Source organism: Kitasatospora purpeofusca, assembly GCF_034043715.1.
GTDB lineage: Bacteria > Actinomycetota > Actinomycetes > Streptomycetales > Streptomycetaceae > Kitasatospora > Kitasatospora purpeofusca_A.
On the sequence record NZ_JAXCLC010000045.1, the window covers coordinates 40,968 to 55,437 of the forward strand.

Below are 14,470 nucleotides of genomic sequence, written 5' to 3' on the forward strand. Positions count from 1 at the left end.
TGCGTGCTACTTCAGCTTGGGGCGCTGGCCGGAGGAGGGGGGCTCCTCTTCCTCCTCCACCACGTCGGGCTCGTCGGGCAGGTGGACGTCGTTGACGGCGATGTTCACCTCGACGACCTCGAGACCGGTCATCCGCTCGACCGCGTCGACGATGTTCTCCCGCACCTGGCGGGCGAGTTCGGGGATGACGACGCCGTACTCGACGACCAGCGCGATGTCGATGGCGGTCTGCTTCTCCCCCACCTCGGCCTTGATGCCGCGCCCGATGCTGCTGCGCCCGCCGGGGACCCGGTCCCGCATCGCCCCGAAGGTGCGGGCGAGGCCGGAGCCCAGGGCGTGGATGCCGCTGACCTCGCGCGCGGCCATCCCGGCGATCTTCTCGACCACGCCGACGGCCAGCGCGGTGCGGCCGCGCTCGGCGACCTCCGTCGCGCCGTCGGCGCTCGTCGAGGACGCGGCGGCACCGGCCGAGGGGTTCTTGTGCAGGGTGGCGGGCGTCGGAGTGTCAGACATGGCTCATCTCCCGTTGTGCGGCTCCAGCTATATCGCAAACCGCTCCAACTCTGGCATTTCGCCACGATTCCCGCTCCCCGGAGCAGCCGGACGGACGGACCGGCCCGCGGGCGGGCGGGCGGACGGGCGGACAGCCGGGCTGGCGAACGGACCGGCGAGCGGACGGCCCCCGCCGGCTCCGGGGGCGACTTTGCAAAGTCGCACTTTGCAAAGTCCCCGCACGGTCGGTCTGCCGTGCGGGCGAATGCGCGAAAAGGCCCGGGCCCGTGGGAGATCCCACCGGCCCGGGCCCCTCAAGTAGCTGTTTGCAAAGACCTGCCCGGTCCTAGGTGACTTTGCAAAGTGTCACTTTGCAAAGTCATCCGGTCACCGGGTCATCCGGTCATCCGCCCGGGCACTCGGGCGGCCGGGCACTCGGGCGGGCGGGCATTCGGCCGCCCGCCCGGATCCACCCACCCGGGCATTCACCCGCCCGGGCGGTCACCCGGGCGGCCATCCGGTCACCCGCCCGGGCGGTCAGTCGCCGAGGCCGGCCAGGTCGCGCAGCCGGCGGGCCTGCGCCGCCCGTTCGGCCGAGCGCTGCTCGTCGTAGGAGCGGCCGGCGGCGCCCTGGAGCAGGGCCTTGGTCTCGATGACCGCGTTGCGCGGCGCGGCGAGCAGGGCGGCGGCGAGGTCGCGGGCGGCGGCATCCAGTTCGGCGGCCGGGACGGCGAGGTTCGCCAGGCCGATCGCGGTGGCCTCGGCCGCGCCGACCCAGCGGCCGGTGGCGCAGATCTCCAGCGCCCGGGCGTAACCGACCAGGTCGGTCAACGGCTTGGTGCCGCCGAGGTCGGGGACGAGGCCGAGCGAGGTCTCCTTCATGGAGAACTGGACGTCCTCGGCGACCACCCGCAGGTCGCAGCCGAGGGCGAGCTGGAAGCCCGCGCCGACGGCATGGCCCTGGACGGCGGCCAGGGTCACCAGATCGGGGCGGCGCCACCAGGTGAAGGCCTCCTGGTACCCGGCGATGGTCGCGTCGAGTTCCTTGTCCTCGGCGGCGGCCAGTTGGAGGAAACTGGGCTCGCCGGGGATGCCCTCGGGGCTGAACATCGCGCGGTCCAGGCCGGCCGAGAAGGAGACGCCCTCGGCGCGGAGCAGCGCCACCCGGACGTTCCCGGGCAGTTCGCGGCCGATGGCGGCGAGGGCGCGCCACATCGCGGGGGACTGCGCGTTGCGCCGCGCGGGCTGACAGAGGGTGACGACGGCGAGATTGCCGTCGAGCTCCAGGCGAACGCCGTCCTGCTCCCGGCTCGGGGTCTGCGGATCGGTGGCGGGAGCGGTCATGCGGGGACCTCCGGTGGCGAGGGTGCTGGCTACCGGAGAGTAACAAAACTGACGGCGCAGCGGCAGGGGCCTGCCGACGATCGTCGTGCGGCGGTCCGCGACCGGATCACGGCCGGGCCGCGACATGACGATCGGCGACCGGTTCGCTCTGGCCGGGGGCGGGCGATCGACGGTCGCCCTCCCGGTCGGCGCCCTGCCGCCGAGTCATCCGTCCGATGAAGTGACGGGGCGTCAGGAACCGGCCCCGACAGGAGCTTTGTTCTTGCCGCGCGTGGCACCGCCGCGGCCCCGGAGGATCACCCCGGATTCGCTCAGCATTCGGTGCACGAAGCCGTACGAGCGACCGGTCTCCTCCGCGAGGGCACGAATGCTGGCCCCGGAGTCGTACTTCTTCTTGAGATCGGCCGCGAGCTTCTCACGCGCGGCACCGGTTACCCGGCTGCCCTTTTTCAGAGTCTCGGCCACCCGTGCCTCCTCGTAGCGTTGCTCGGTCATTCCCATGATCACCCATCCACCGCGTCCTGGCCACCCATTCGACAAGGTCCATGTCTGGAATGGGCGGTCCTGCGGTGGTGATCCGAGCGCACAAGGGCGCTCACGCTGAGTGCACGCCCCCGGAGGTCTACCGCCGTTCGGTGCGAATGGGCTGATCAGCAGCGTGGGCCCGATCACGATCGAGTGGCGGGCTGACGGAAGCTCCTCAAACGGAATGCGCGACCCCTTCATTCCCGGACACGCCGGAAGGAGTAGTTTTTCTGGCTCGAAGAACGGAGGGAGCGTCTACCGCCGGCCGGGCGGGAACACGAAGGCCCGGTCGTCCGTACGGACGACCGGGCCCTGACGTGCCGGAATCAGGCCAGCGTGACCAGGTCGGCGTAGGCCGGGCTCCAGAGGTCCTCGACGCCGTCGGGGAGCAGGATGATCCGCTCCGGCTGGAGCGCGTCGACCGCGCCCTCGTCGTGGGTGACCAGCACGACCGCGCCGCTGAACTCGCGCAGCGCACCGAGGATCTCCTCGCGGCTGGCCGGGTCCAGGTTGTTGGTCGGCTCGTCGAGGAGCAGCACGTTGGCGCTGGAGACCACCAGCGAGGCCAGCGCGAGCCGGGTCTTCTCGCCGCCGGAGAGCACGCCGGCCGGCTTGTCGACGTCGTCGCCGGAGAACAGGAACGAGCCGAGGATCTTGCGGATCTGCACCAGGTCGGTGTCGGGGGCCGCGGAGCGCATGTTCTCCAGGACCGTGCGCTCCGGGTCCAGGGTCTCGTGCTCCTGGGCGTAGTAGCCGATCTTCAGGCCGTGGCCCGGGATCACCTCGCCGGTGTCCGGCTTCTCCACTCCGGCGAGCATCCGCAGCAGGGTGGTCTTGCCGGCGCCGTTGAAGCCCAGTACGACGACCCGGGAGCCCCGGTCGATGGCCAGGTCGACGTCGGTGAAGATCTCCAGCGATCCGTAGGACTTGGACAGCCCGCTGGCGGTCAGCGGGGTCTTGCCGCACGGGGCCGGGTCCGGGAAGCGCAGCTTGGCGACCTTGTCGTTCATCCGGACCTGCTCCAGGCCGGAGAGCAGCTTGTCGGCGCGGCGGGCCATGTTCTGCGCGGCGACGGTCTTGGTGGCCTTGGCGCGCATCTTGTCGGCCTGCGCGTTGAGGGTGGCGGCCTTCTTCTCGGCGTTGGCCCGCTCGCGCTTGCGGCGCTTCTCGTCGTCCTCGCGCTGCTGCTGGTACTGCTTCCAGCCCATGTTGTAGACGTCGATCGCGGAGCGGTTGGCGTCCAGGTAGAAGACCTTGTTGACGACCGTCTCGACCAGGTCGACATCGTGCGAGATGACGATGAAGCCGCCCTTGTAGGTCTTCAGGAAGTCCCGCAGCCAGACGACCGAGTCGGCGTCGAGGTGGTTGGTGGGCTCGTCGAGGAGCAGCACGTCCGAGTCGGAGAACAGGATCCGGGCCAGCTCGACGCGGCGGCGCTGGCCGCCGGAGAGGGTGTGCAGCGGCTGGTTCAGGATGCGGTCCGGCAGGCCCAGCGCGGCCGCGATGGTCGCGGCCTCGGCCTCGGCGGCGTAGCCGCCCTTGGTGAGGAACTCGGTCTCCAGGCGCGCGTACTTCTTCATCGCGTTCTCCTGGGTGGCGCCCTTGCCGTTCGCCATCCGGTCCTCGTTCTCGCGCATCTTCCTCAGCACGGTGTCGAGGCCGCGGGCGGAGAGGATGCGGTCCTTGGCCAGGACGTCGAGGTCGCCGGTGCGGGGGTCCTGCGGCAGGTAGCCGACCTCGCCGGAGCGGGTCACCGTGCCGGAGGCGGGGATGCCCTCGCCGGCCAGCACCTTGGTCAGCGTGGTCTTGCCGGCGCCGTTGCGCCCGACCAGGCCGATCCGGTCGCCGGAGGCGACCTTGAAGTTCGCGGACTCGATCAGGATCCGGGCGCCGGCGCGCAGTTCGAGGCCGTTGACGGAAATCATGGCTGGGCACTACTCCTGGGACGTGGGCGGGCGACCGGACGGGCTCGGGCCGGGGCGGCGGGAAGGGGCGTCGTCGACGGGGTTCGGCGGACCGCTCGGGGCGGTACCGCGCACCCGCTAGTGCCCGGAGAGAACAGCCATGACGGCAAGTCTACCGGGCCGCGCGCGCGGCCCGGGAGGAGCTACCCGCCCGGGGTACCGGACAGGCCGCAGCCGGGCGGTCCGGGGGTGGTAGCGGCGGCGGCTACCGGGCCTGCGGACGGTCCGCGTCCGGGGCCGCGCAGCCGCCCGCCGGGGGGACGGCGGCGAACGGCTCGGCCGCGCTGCCGCAGGCGGCCTCGGGGGCGGCGGCCCAGGTGTCGAAGACCCGCGGCGTGACGATCGGCCCGTCGGAGATCAGCACCCGGCGCCCGTCCAGCGCCTTCATCGAGACGCCGGGGCCGGAGTTCAGCTGCCAGCCGGTGCTGTCCAGCCGGTAGCCGGAGATTCCGCCGGAGACCGGCTGCCCGGTGCTGTTGGCGCAGCTGCGCGGGACGAGTACCGCGTAGTCGGTGGCCACCGTGCGCTCCGGGTCGTAGACGCAGTTGCCGGCGGGCTTGGAGTTGTAGCGCAGGTCGCCGTCGGCGTCGCGGAAGCCCATGGTCAGCTGGGGCGTGACCACCGCCACCCAGGGCGTGGACTGCTGGACGGTGCGCAGTGCGGCCGAGGCCCGTTCGGTCGCCTGCTGCTTGCGCTGCTCCTCGGTCCGCTTGTCGGCGCCCGGCTCGCCCGCGCCGCGCAGCCAGTCGGCGAGGCCGGGTACCGCGCGGTGCCAGCGGACCTGCTGGTCGCCGGGGCGTACCGAGGTGACCAGGCCGTCGTCCCAGATCACCACGGCGTTCTCGCCGGCCGTCGCGAGGTAGAGCGCGGTGGCGCCCTCCCGCTGGTAGGACCAGGCGTGCTCGCCGGTGGCCCGGTGGTAGGCCTCCAGGCCGGGGCCGACCCGGAGGTCGAGGTCGGCGGCGTCGAGGGTCGCGGTGGCGTCCGCGCTCGGGTCCGTGGTGCTCCGCGCGGCGACCCGGTCGCCGAACGGCACGGGCTTGTTGGCGTGCGCGGCGGCGCCCGCGACAAGGACCAGCAGGACCGCCAGGGCAGGCAGGATCGATCGGGGGCTGAGGGCGCGCGACTTCCAGGACACGGGCGGAGCGTACCTTTCGGCACCCGCGCGAGTCAGCCGCGATTCACCGTGCCGCCGCACGGCGCGGGCCTTCGCGGCGGCCGGGCGCGGTCCTCGCGCACCCGCCCGGCGACCTGCGCCGTCGGGCCTGTCGGGGCCCCGGGCGGGGCCGTGCGGTAGGGCCTCCGGGGCCGTCAGGACTGTTACGGAGGTGATACACGGCACACGGCCGGACGGCGTTCGAATATCGCCCACTTTAGGGTGACATTCGGCTTTTCCCCGGCCGGGCGGGCCTACTGTCGGCAATCGGGACGCCACTGTGCGTTCCGCTGCCTGCCTCCCCCAGCCTGCTCCGCTCCGCCCCGCCCGTGGCACCGGCCGGGGAACCGCCCGAGGAGAGACCATGCGATTCGGCCGCCTGGCGCTGGCCGCCGCCACCCTGCTGCTGCTCACCACGGCCGGCGTTCCCGCCGGGACACCGCTGAGCCAGACGAAGCGGCACGCCCTCTCCTCCGACGGGATCTCGCCGCGCGGCGCCGCGCCCCGTCCGGTGGTGCAGCGGCCGCCGCACGAGCCGCCGTTCGGGGCCTTCGTCGGCTCCTGGGACAAGTACATCCCGCAGATCGGCCGTTACTCGCAGTGGCTGGGCGACGCGAACCTCCAGGTCGGGCACACCTATCTGGCGGGCAACGGCTGGGCGGACGTCGAGGGCGAGCCGGCGGTGCTCGGCATGTGGTCGCAGTGGCGGCTGGCCGACCCGTCCCGGATGCTGATCCTCGGTGTGCCGATGCTGGTGCCGAACGAGGCCGAGGTGCCGGACGGCGAGGTGGCCCGGCTGCTGGCCCAGGGCGCGCGCGGCGACTTCGACCGGCACTTCCTGAGACTGGCCCGGCGTCTGGTCGCGCTCGGTGGGGCGGACACCGTGCTCACCCTCGGCTGGGAGATGAACGGCGTCACCTACACGCACCGCTGCAAGCCCGATCCGGCCGCCTGGAAGACCTACTGGCGGCGGATCGTCACGGTGATGCGCTCGGTGCCGGGGCAGCGCTTCCGCTTCGACTTCACGCCGAACCGGGGGCTGGACGCGATCCCGTGGACCAAGTGCTATCCCGGGGACGACGTGGTCGACATCCTGGGCATGGACAGCTACGACCAGCCGGCCGGCGGCACCTTCGACGACTACGTGCGCGAGCCGTACGGGCTGCAGGACCAGGTGGAGTTCGCGGCCAAGCGCGGCAAGCAGGTCTCGTACCCGGAGTGGGGGCTGTTCCGGAACGGGGACAACCCGGAGTTCGTGCAGCGGATGGTCGAGTGGATCCGCACCCACGACACCGCGTACCAGACCGTCACCGACTACTGCCCGCACGGGTTCTGGCAGTGCGACCGGAACCCTCGGGCCGGTGCCCGGTTCAAGCAGCTGATGACGGGCTCCAAGGGGGCCCCGGCCGCGCCGACGGCGCCGCCGGCACCGGTCGCACCGGTGGCGCCGAGCGTCCCGGCGCAGCCGACGCCTCCCGGTGCGCCGACCGCGCCGGCCTCGCCGGCCGCCACTCCGACGGCGCCGCCGAGCCTCGGGGGCCCGGGCGAGCCGTCGCCGTCGGCGGCCCCGACGGCCCCGGCGAGCCCGAGCGCCCCGGTGGCGCCGACGGCTCCGGTGTCGCCGTCCGCGGCGCCCTCCCCCGCCCCGACCGCCCGGCCGGGGTGGCACTGGTGGCCCTGGTGGTAGCGGGTCGGCCGGTCAGCTGCGGCGGCGGGCGGCCAGCGCCTCCTTGAGCCGCGGCATCCGGGTGGTGAGCAGGTGCACCGCCGCCCGGCGGGCGCGGACCGCGCCGCTCCGGGCCGTGGCCGCCGGGGCCGGTCCTCGCGGGCCGAACAGCAGCCGCTGGTTCGGCAGTCCGTCCGGGCGCCAGCGCTGCTTGTACGGCTCCTGGCCGCGCAGCAGGCTTATCACCGGGATCCCCGCCGCCAGCGTCTCGTCCAGCGCGGCGCCGAACAGCAGGCCGGCGATGTCCAGCCGCTCCCGCAGCCGGGGGTGCGCGCCGTACAGGTAGAGGCCGCTGTAGGAGGGGCAGAGCAGCACCAGGTTGACGGCCAGCAGTTCGCCGTCCAGCCAGAACTGGTGGACGGCCGCGCCGCCGGCGGCGACCAGCGCCGCGGTGGATTCGGCGAGGTGGCGGGAGAACCGCTCGGTGCGGTGCTCCGGCGTCACCCCGCGCTCCTCCCACTGGACGAAGTGCAGCCGCAGCAGTGCCTCCAGCGCCTCCGGCACCTCCTCCGGGCTCGTCGACCGGACCTCGACGCCGGATTCGGCGATCTTGCGCAGCTTGACCCGGCTGCGCTGGGCGGTCTTCCCGGGCAGCCGCTTGAGCAGTTGGTCCATCGGGACGGCGGGCAGGTACTGGCAGAGCGAGTCGGCGAACCGGTGGCGCCGGCCGCGCCACTGCTCGAAGACCCGCTGGACGGCCGCCTCCGGGTGGACCTCGCGCAGCTCCAGGCTGTGCCAGGGGCGGGTGAGCGGGAGGGCCGCGGCGAACTCGGCGGCGGCCCGGTCGGCGCAGGCGTCGTCGAGCAGGATGTCGGTGAAGTCGATCAGGCCGGCGCCGAGGCCGGTCAGTCCGCCGAGCGGGCCGCCGCGCCGGCGGAACGCGCCCGCGCCGACCAGCAGGCCCTCGCGGCGCACCAGCAGTACCACCAGGGCGCCGGGGCGGCCGTAGTGGCGCCACCAGGAGCGCTGCCAGATCGAGGTCTGGAAGGCGGTGGCCGTGCGGCAGCGGGCGGCCAGGTCGTCCCACTCCTCGGCGAGGGTGTCGAGGGTGTCGTCCTCGTGGCGCAGCTCGGTGGTCCAGCGGGGCGAGCGGGTCTGGGCGGGGAGGCCCGCGGTGGGGGTGACGGCCTCGGTGCTCATCGGCCGCCCCCTGCCGTCGCCTCGGCCCGCGCGTCGGCCCGTGCCCCGTTCTTGGGGCCGGTCTTCGGTCCGGCGGGCTCGGCCTTCGCCGTTCCGGCCTTCGCGGTGTGGGGCTTCGCGGTGTCGGGCTTGACGGTGTCGGCCTTCGCGGTGTCGGCCTTCGCGGTGTCCGGCTTGACGGTGTCCGGCTTCGCGGCCCCGGCCTTCGCGGTGTCGGGCTTCACCACCTCGGCCTCCGCGGCCCCGGTCCTCGCCGGGCCGACCGGATCGACGGGGTCGGGGTCCGGCTCGGCGGCGCGCGGGCGCGGGGTGGTCGCCGGCCCGGCCGCGGCGGGCGCCTCCTCGGCGGGGGTCCCGGAGCCCCGGCGGCGGGTCATCATGACCAGCGCGCCGATCAGCACCCCGGCCGCGCCGCCCACCGCGACGTCCAGCTTGCCGGAGGGCGTGGTCGGCCGGTCGGGCTCGGCGGCGCCCGCCAGCGGGACCAGCCGGACGCCGGTCTCCTTGCTGCTGCCGTTGGCGAACGCCACCAGCGAGCGGGCCACCGCGTCGGCCGCCAGGACGGCCTCCCCGGGCTGGGCGCCGGTGCCGGTGATCTCGATCATCGGGGCGTCCGGCGAGGTGGTGCCGTGCACCAGGGCCTCCAGTTCGCCGCGGCTGTGCCCGGTCTCGGCGGCGGCCGCCGCGAGCACCTGCGGCTGACCGGCCAGCCGTCCGTACGCCTGGGCGAAGTTGACCGCGGTGGCGGCCTGGCCCTGGGCGTCGGGGACCACGATCACATAGGAGTTGGCGGCGTACGAGGGGTGGGCGACGACGGCGTACCCGGCGCCGGCGGCGGCGCCCAGCGGCACCGCGAGGGCCAGCGGCCACCATCGGCCGGCGAGCCGACGGGCGCTACGGCGCGATTCGCTCATGGGGACTCCTTGGCTATGAGGGCCGCCCGGCCGGCGGCCCGGTGTGTGCGGGGGTGCTGCCGGCTCAAGCCCGGACCAGCCGGTCGTAGAGCGCACCGAGGTCGGCGGCCACCCGGACGATGTCGTAGTGGCCGACCGCCGCCGGCCTGGGCAGCGGGTCGGCGCCGAGGCCGTCGGGGCGGCACAGGTGACGCAGGTCGCGCAGGTCGCGCAGCGCGGCCGTGTAGGCGGCCGCCTCGGAGGGGATCCGGCGGGCCTGCGGGGCGGCGCCGGGCGGCAGTTCGTCGAGGGCCGGGCAGGCGCTGTGGCGCACCGGCAGGCCGGCCGCGAGTCCCTCCAGCACGCCGAGGCCGAAGGTCTCCTCGGTGGAGGGGGCGGCGAGCACGTCCAGGGCGGTGAGCAGGTCGGGGACGTCGTCGCGTTCGCCGGTGAGCACCAGGCGGTCGCGGACGCCGAGTTCGTCGGCCCGGCGCTCCAGGGCGGCGCGTTCGGGGCCCTCGCCGATCAGTACCAGGCGGGCCGCGCCGTCCAGTCCGGCGAGCGCCTCCAGCAGGACGGCGAAGCGCTTGCCGGGGACGAGCCGGCCGATCCCGCCGATCACCCAGCCGTCCTGCGGCAGGCCGAGTTCGGCGCGCAGGCGGGCGCGGGTGCCGGCCCGGTCGGCGGGCGGGTGGTGGTAGCGGGCGGCGTCGATGCCGTTCGGGATCAGTTCGACCCTGGCCTGCGGCACGCCCCAGGCGTGCAGGGTCTGGGCGACCTGCCGGGACACCGCGACGGTGGTGGTGCCGAGGCGTTCGGCGGCCAGGTACAGGCCCTTGACGCCGCGGGTGACCGGGCGGCCCTCGATCACTCCGGCGTGCAGCGAGTGCTCGGTGGCGACCACCGCCCGGACCCCGGCCAGCCGGGCGGCCAGCCGTCCGTACAGCCCGGCCCGGTAGAGGTGGGTGTGCACGATGTCGTAGCGGCCGGCCCGGACCAGGCGGGCCAGCCGGGGCAGTGCGCCGAGGTCCCGGTTGCCGCGCATGCCGAGGTGGTGGACGGTGATGCCGTCGGCGCGCAGCGCGGCGGCCACGGTGCCGGGGTTGGTCAGGGCGAGCACCTCGCACTGCTGGTGGGCCGGCAGGTGGCGGAGCAGCAGGTGGAGCTGGCGCTCGGCGCCGCCGGAGGCGAGGCCGGTGACGATGTGGAGGATCCTCACGGCGCCCTCCGGAGGCGTCCGACGCGGGTGGCGAGGCGGTGGCGGCGGAGTTCGGTGACGGTGTCGCGCAGGCGGTGGCGGCCGCGTTTGGCCCGCAGCCGCCAGGCGCCGTCGCGGTCGCCGACGTAGCAGCGGGGCAGCGCGTACGGGCCGGTGAGCGGGGAGTGCGCGATGGCGCAGGCGTAGTCGTAGCCGGCGTCGCGGACGGCCAGGGTGGCGGCCAGGTCGACGGCTCCGTAGGGGTAGCAGAAGCCGGTGACGGGGCCGCCGACGACCTCCTCCAGGAGCCGTCGGCTCTCCCGGGTCTGGGCGGTCAGTACTTCGGCGGGCAGTCCGGGCAGTGCCTGGTGGCCGAGGCCGTGCGAGCCGATCTCCCAGCCGGCGGCGGCGAGGTCGGTGACCTCCTGCACGGTGAGCAGGGTCTTCCGGGGGCCTTCGGTGTCCCAGTCGTTGGCGCGGCCGAGCAGGTCGGCGACCACGTAGGCGGTGGCGGTGAAGCCGTACGCCTGAAGGATCGGTACGGCGTGGCGGGCGAAGTCCGCGTAGCCGTCGTCGAAGGTCAGCCCGACCAGCCGGTCGGCGCGCCCGGCCGCCCTGGCCCGCATCAGCTCGCGCACCGAGACGCCGCGCCGGCCGCGCCGGTGCAGCCAGGCGATCTGTTCGGCGAACCGTTCGGGGCTGACGGTGAGCCGGTACGGGTCCTCCTTCTCGACGGCCACCGAGTGGTACATCAGGATCCACGGCGAGCTGGTCCCGGCGGTGGGGGGGTCGGCGAGCGGGCTCCGGCTCCTGGGCAGCCGGGCCGGCGGCCGGCGGCGGCCGGGGGGCGGCGGGTCGGTGTGCGGGGCTTCGGTGCGCGGAGCGTCGGTGTGCGGCGCGTCGGTGCGCCGGCCGCCGGCCGTCGGCGCGGCCGGGCGGCGTTCGCCCGGCGGGGCCGACCGGACGGTTCCCCGTTCAGCGTCCATGAGGAGGGTTCCCTTCATCGGCGACAGGTGACGGGTCGGGGACCGGTCCCAGGACCCGGACGGCGGCGCGGACCGGGCCGCGGACCTCGTGGGCGCCGAGACCGGTGCCCAGGGCGGCGAAGGCCAGCGCGACGGTGAGGCCGCCGAGGACGGTGGAGAGCAGCGGGTCGGCGGTGAGGCCGGCCGCCGGCATGCCGAGGGCGGCGGCGCCCGCCGCGGCGGCGAGCAGCCGGGCCTGGCCGCCGAGGACCCGCCGCAGGCGCAGCGGGATGCCGCGCAGGACCAGGCCGTGCAGCAGCAGTGCGGCGGCGGCGGTGATGCCGGCCGCGTTGCCGGCGGCCAGGCCGAGGGCGCCGAAGCGGGGGGTGGCGAGCAGTCCGACGGTGACGGTGACGACGAGGCCGAGGGCCATCGCGGCGGCCGGGTACCAGTCGAGCAGTCGGCGTCCGCCGTCCTCGGGGCTCGGGTCGCCGGCCCGGCGGACCGCCGGGCGCAGCGAGAAGTAGGGGCGGATCATCACGCCGATCAGGGCCTGGGCGAGCAGTCCGAAGCTGTAGACCCGGATCACGGCGGCGGTGGCGGCGGTGTCCCGGGGCCCGAAGGCGCCGCGTTCGAAGAGCAGCGCGACCACCGAGGGGGCGCAGGCCATCAGGAAGGCGGTGCCGAGCAGGACGACGGCCGCCGCCTGGCCGAGGTCCTTCTCGACCCGGTCGCGGGCGGCGGTGAGGTCTCCGGCGGCGAGGGCCCGGGCGACCAGGGGGAAGGTGACGGTGCAGATCAGGATCCCGGCGGTCATGGCGAGCTGGGAGACCTTGGCGGCGTAGTTGAGGTGGGAGATGGTGCCGGGCGGCAGTCCCGAGCCGAGGTAGCGCTCGATGAAGACCTGGGCCTGGCGGGTGAGGGTGAAGGCGCCGACGGGGAGCAGGGCGAGCGGGATGAGGACCAGGGCGTTGCGGGAGCCCCGGCCGCGGGCGGCGCGGCCGGGGCCGGTGCGCAGGGCGCGCAGGAACGGGCCGATCAGCAGGCCGGCCATGAGGAGGCTGCCGAGGGCGACGCCGATCGCGGCGGAGCGCACGCCCCACAGGGCGTGGCAGCTGAGCAGGACGACGAGGATGCCGAGGTTGTAGGCGACGTAGATGCCGGCCGGGGCGGTGAAGCGGTGGTGGGCGCGCAGGGCGGCGGCGAGGTAGCCGGCGACGCCGAACGGGAGCACGGTGATCGCGGTGATCCGGGTGCAGGTGACGGCGAGTCGGGGGTCGGCGAGGCCGGGGGCGAGCAGGTCGACGAGTCGGGGGGCGCCGAGGGCGGCGCCGAGGGAGAGGGTGGTGAGGGCGAGCAGCAGCCAGGGCAGGGTGGCGCGGACGACCTGGCGGACCGGGTCGGGGCCGTCGGGGCGTTCCTCGCGGAGCACCAGGGCGAGGGCGAAGGCGGGCACCATGAGGAAGGACATGGCGTCCTCGATCAGCAGTGGTGCGGCGGTCTCGGGGACGGTCCAGGCGACCAGGAAGGCGTCGGTGCCCTGGTTGGCGCCGAAGTAGCGGGCGAGCAGGAGGTCGCGCAGCAGTCCGAGGGCGGAGCCGGCGGCGCTGAGGACGGCGGTGACGCCGAAGGCCCTGGCGAGGAAGCGGCCGCGGGGGGCGGCGGCCGGTCCTGGTCCGGGCGGGGCGGGGCGGGGGGCCGGCAGGGTGGTGGGCACGACCGTCGGTCGGTCCGTGGTCATGGCGTGCCCGCCGGGGGTCGGGCCGCGCGGGCGGCGAGGCCGAGGACGATCGAGGTCAGCACCGTGGTGGTGCCGCCGATGTCGGCGTAGAGGAAGTCGATCAGGACCCAGGTGAGCAGGGCGAGGGCGGCCAGGGCCGGGCCGCGGCCGCGGGCGTGGCGCAGGCAGCCGAGCAGGAGGCCGAGGAAGAGCAGGCCGTAGGCGACGATGCCGATCAGGCCCTGTTCGCTGAGGACCAGGAAGTACATGTTGTGCGGGGAGAGCAGCGGTTCGCGCTGGAAGCCGATGGTGGCGTCGGCGGCGTCGCTGCCGGAGGAGAGCCGGAGCGGGGCGTGGCTGTCGCGCAGTTGCTGGAAGGCTTTGGGGCCGGCGCCGGAGAGGGGGTGGTCCTGCCAGATCCGGCCGGCGGTGGCCCACAGGTCGTAGCGGTCGGAGACCGACTGGTCGGGGGCGGCGGAGACGGAGCCGATGGAGCTGATGCGGTCGGTGACGCCGGAGCCGCCGAGGCCGAGTCCGCCGACCAGGACGACGGCGGCGGCGGCGCCGAGCAGGGCGCCGCGGACGGCGAGCCTGGCGTCGGCGCGCAGCAGCAGGACGGTGGCGGCGGCGGCGGTGGCGATCCAACTGCCGCGGCTGAAGGAGACGGCGAGCGGGAGGGCGAGGAAGGCGGCGGCGGCGAACATGGCGCGCCGCAGCGCGGGGTTGCCGTGGGGTCCGCGTTCGCCGAGGGCGAGGGCCAGTGCGGCGAGCAGGCCGTAGGCGACGACGGTGGACATCGCCATGATGTCGAGTGCGCCGAAGGTGCCGACGGCGCGGATCGGGCGGCCGGTGTAGGAGGCGCCGGTGCCGGTGAGGAACTGGTGGACGCCGACGACGCCCTGGACGAGCGCGGCGGCCACGAAGGAGCCGAGCACCAGCCGCTGGTCGGTGCGGTCGCGCAGGGAGCACAGCACGGCGGCGGGGACGAGTACGAACACCTGGGTGAGTCGGACGAAGCCGGTGAGGCTGGTGGCCGGGTCGATGGAGCCGACGGTGGCGACGGCGGCGGCGGTCACGATCGCGCCGAAGCGGACGGCGTCGGCGCGGCCGAGGGCGGGGGTGCGCCCGCGCAGCAGGTTGACGGCGGTGAGGGCGACCAGGGCGAGTGAGGCGAGGTCGGCGGCGGTGATGTGGACGGCGGCGGCGACGTCCTTCTCCCCGGTGGGGACGCAGACCAGCAGGACGGTGGCGGCGGCCAGCAGGCCGGGGCGTTCCTGGAGGACGCCGCCCGCACGCCGTAACAGCCGGGCGGGGTGCGGTGGTGCGGCGAGGGTCAGGGCCACGGCG

At 74.8% G+C, this 14,470-nt stretch carries 12 protein-coding genes; 1 reads left to right on the plus strand and 11 read right to left on the minus strand.

Going from position 1 to position 14,470, the window contains the following annotated elements:
* Nucleotides 1–6 precede the first annotated feature (6 nt).
* From SM793_RS22760 to SM793_RS22780, 5 genes are all read right to left on the minus strand, one after another.
* Entirely contained in the window at nt 7–513 is a 507-nt protein-coding gene (locus SM793_RS22760) for an Asp23/Gls24 family envelope stress response protein (RefSeq protein WP_320440110.1), read from the minus strand.
* A 516-nt stretch (nt 514–1,029) separates the two neighbouring features.
* Nucleotides 1,030–1,836, minus strand: coding sequence for an enoyl-CoA hydratase/isomerase family protein (locus tag SM793_RS22765; RefSeq protein ID WP_320440111.1), 807 nt, complete (start codon nt 1,834–1,836; stop codon nt 1,030–1,032).
* Nucleotides 1,837–2,067: 231 nt separating this feature from the next.
* Nucleotides 2,068–2,301: a helix-turn-helix domain-containing protein gene (locus tag SM793_RS22770; protein WP_320440137.1), complete on the minus strand. Its 234-nt coding sequence runs from the start codon at nt 2,299–2,301 to the stop codon at nt 2,068–2,070.
* 386 nt (nt 2,302–2,687) lie between these two features.
* Nucleotides 2,688–4,286, minus strand: coding sequence for an ABC-F family ATP-binding cassette domain-containing protein (locus SM793_RS22775; protein WP_320440112.1), 1,599 nt, complete (start codon nt 4,284–4,286; stop codon nt 2,688–2,690).
* A 244-nt stretch (nt 4,287–4,530) separates the two neighbouring features.
* Nucleotides 4,531–5,463 (minus strand): hypothetical protein, encoded by a 933-nt coding sequence (locus SM793_RS22780; protein WP_320440113.1) that lies wholly within the window; start codon nt 5,461–5,463, stop codon nt 4,531–4,533.
* A gap of 382 nt (nt 5,464–5,845) precedes the next feature.
* On the opposite strand from SM793_RS22780, the gene SM793_RS22785 reads away from it, so the two are divergent.
* Nucleotides 5,846–7,168: a glycoside hydrolase family 26 protein gene (locus tag SM793_RS22785; RefSeq protein ID WP_320440114.1), complete on the plus strand. Its 1,323-nt coding sequence runs from the start codon at nt 5,846–5,848 to the stop codon at nt 7,166–7,168.
* A gap of 12 nt (nt 7,169–7,180) precedes the next feature.
* Here the strand turns inward: SM793_RS22785 and SM793_RS22790 are convergent, their stop codons facing one another.
* The 6 genes from SM793_RS22790 to SM793_RS22815 all read right to left on the minus strand — a co-directional run bounded on the left by SM793_RS22790 (nt 7,181) and on the right by SM793_RS22815 (nt 14,466).
* Complete coding sequence (locus tag SM793_RS22790) at nt 7,181–8,347, minus strand: GNAT family N-acetyltransferase (RefSeq protein ID WP_320440115.1); 1,167 nt, start codon at nt 8,345–8,347, stop codon at nt 7,181–7,183.
* Nucleotides 8,344–9,261, minus strand: a complete 918-nt coding sequence (locus SM793_RS22795; protein ID WP_320440116.1) for a hypothetical protein — start codon at nt 9,259–9,261, stop codon at nt 8,344–8,346. Before SM793_RS22795 ends, SM793_RS22790 begins: the two co-directional genes overlap by 4 nt.
* Before the next feature lie 64 nt (nt 9,262–9,325).
* Complete coding sequence (locus tag SM793_RS22800) at nt 9,326–10,459, minus strand: glycosyltransferase (protein ID WP_320440117.1); 1,134 nt, start codon at nt 10,457–10,459, stop codon at nt 9,326–9,328.
* Nucleotides 10,456–11,424: a polysaccharide deacetylase family protein gene (locus SM793_RS22805; protein ID WP_320440118.1), complete on the minus strand. Its 969-nt coding sequence runs from the start codon at nt 11,422–11,424 to the stop codon at nt 10,456–10,458. Before SM793_RS22805 ends, SM793_RS22800 begins: the two co-directional genes overlap by 4 nt.
* On the minus strand, nt 11,414–13,144 hold the full coding sequence (locus tag SM793_RS22810; RefSeq protein ID WP_320440119.1) for a lipid II flippase MurJ: 1,731 nt from the start codon (nt 13,142–13,144) through the stop codon (nt 11,414–11,416). The genes SM793_RS22805 and SM793_RS22810 overlap by 11 nt, the downstream gene beginning before the upstream one ends.
* Nucleotides 13,141–14,466 carry an O-antigen ligase family protein gene (locus tag SM793_RS22815; protein WP_320440120.1) on the minus strand — a complete coding sequence of 442 codons (1,326 nt, stop codon included), beginning with the start codon at nt 14,464–14,466 and terminating at the stop codon, nt 13,141–13,143. The genes SM793_RS22810 and SM793_RS22815 overlap by 4 nt, the downstream gene beginning before the upstream one ends.
* Nucleotides 14,467–14,470 lie beyond the last annotated feature (4 nt).

Excerpts from the sequence above, each read along its gene's own strand:
- SM793_RS22760 (WP_320440110.1), bottom strand. The coding sequence starts at position 513 with ATGTCTGACACTCCGACGCCCGCCACCCTGCACAAGAACCCCTCGGCC.
- SM793_RS22765 (WP_320440111.1), bottom strand. The coding sequence starts at position 1,836 with ATGACCGCTCCCGCCACCGATCCGCAGACCCCGAGCCGGGAGCAGGAC.
- SM793_RS22775 (WP_320440112.1), bottom strand. The coding sequence starts at position 4,286 with ATGATTTCCGTCAACGGCCTCGAACTGCGCGCCGGCGCCCGGATCCTG.
- SM793_RS22785 (WP_320440114.1), top strand. The coding sequence starts at position 5,846 with ATGCGATTCGGCCGCCTGGCGCTGGCCGCCGCCACCCTGCTGCTGCTC.
- SM793_RS22790 (WP_320440115.1), bottom strand. The coding sequence starts at position 8,347 with ATGAGCACCGAGGCCGTCACCCCCACCGCGGGCCTCCCCGCCCAGACC.
- SM793_RS22795 (WP_320440116.1), bottom strand. The coding sequence starts at position 9,261 with ATGAGCGAATCGCGCCGTAGCGCCCGTCGGCTCGCCGGCCGATGGTGG.
- SM793_RS22805 (WP_320440118.1), bottom strand. The coding sequence starts at position 11,424 with ATGGACGCTGAACGGGGAACCGTCCGGTCGGCCCCGCCGGGCGAACGC.
- SM793_RS22810 (WP_320440119.1), bottom strand. The coding sequence starts at position 13,144 with ATGACCACGGACCGACCGACGGTCGTGCCCACCACCCTGCCGGCCCCC.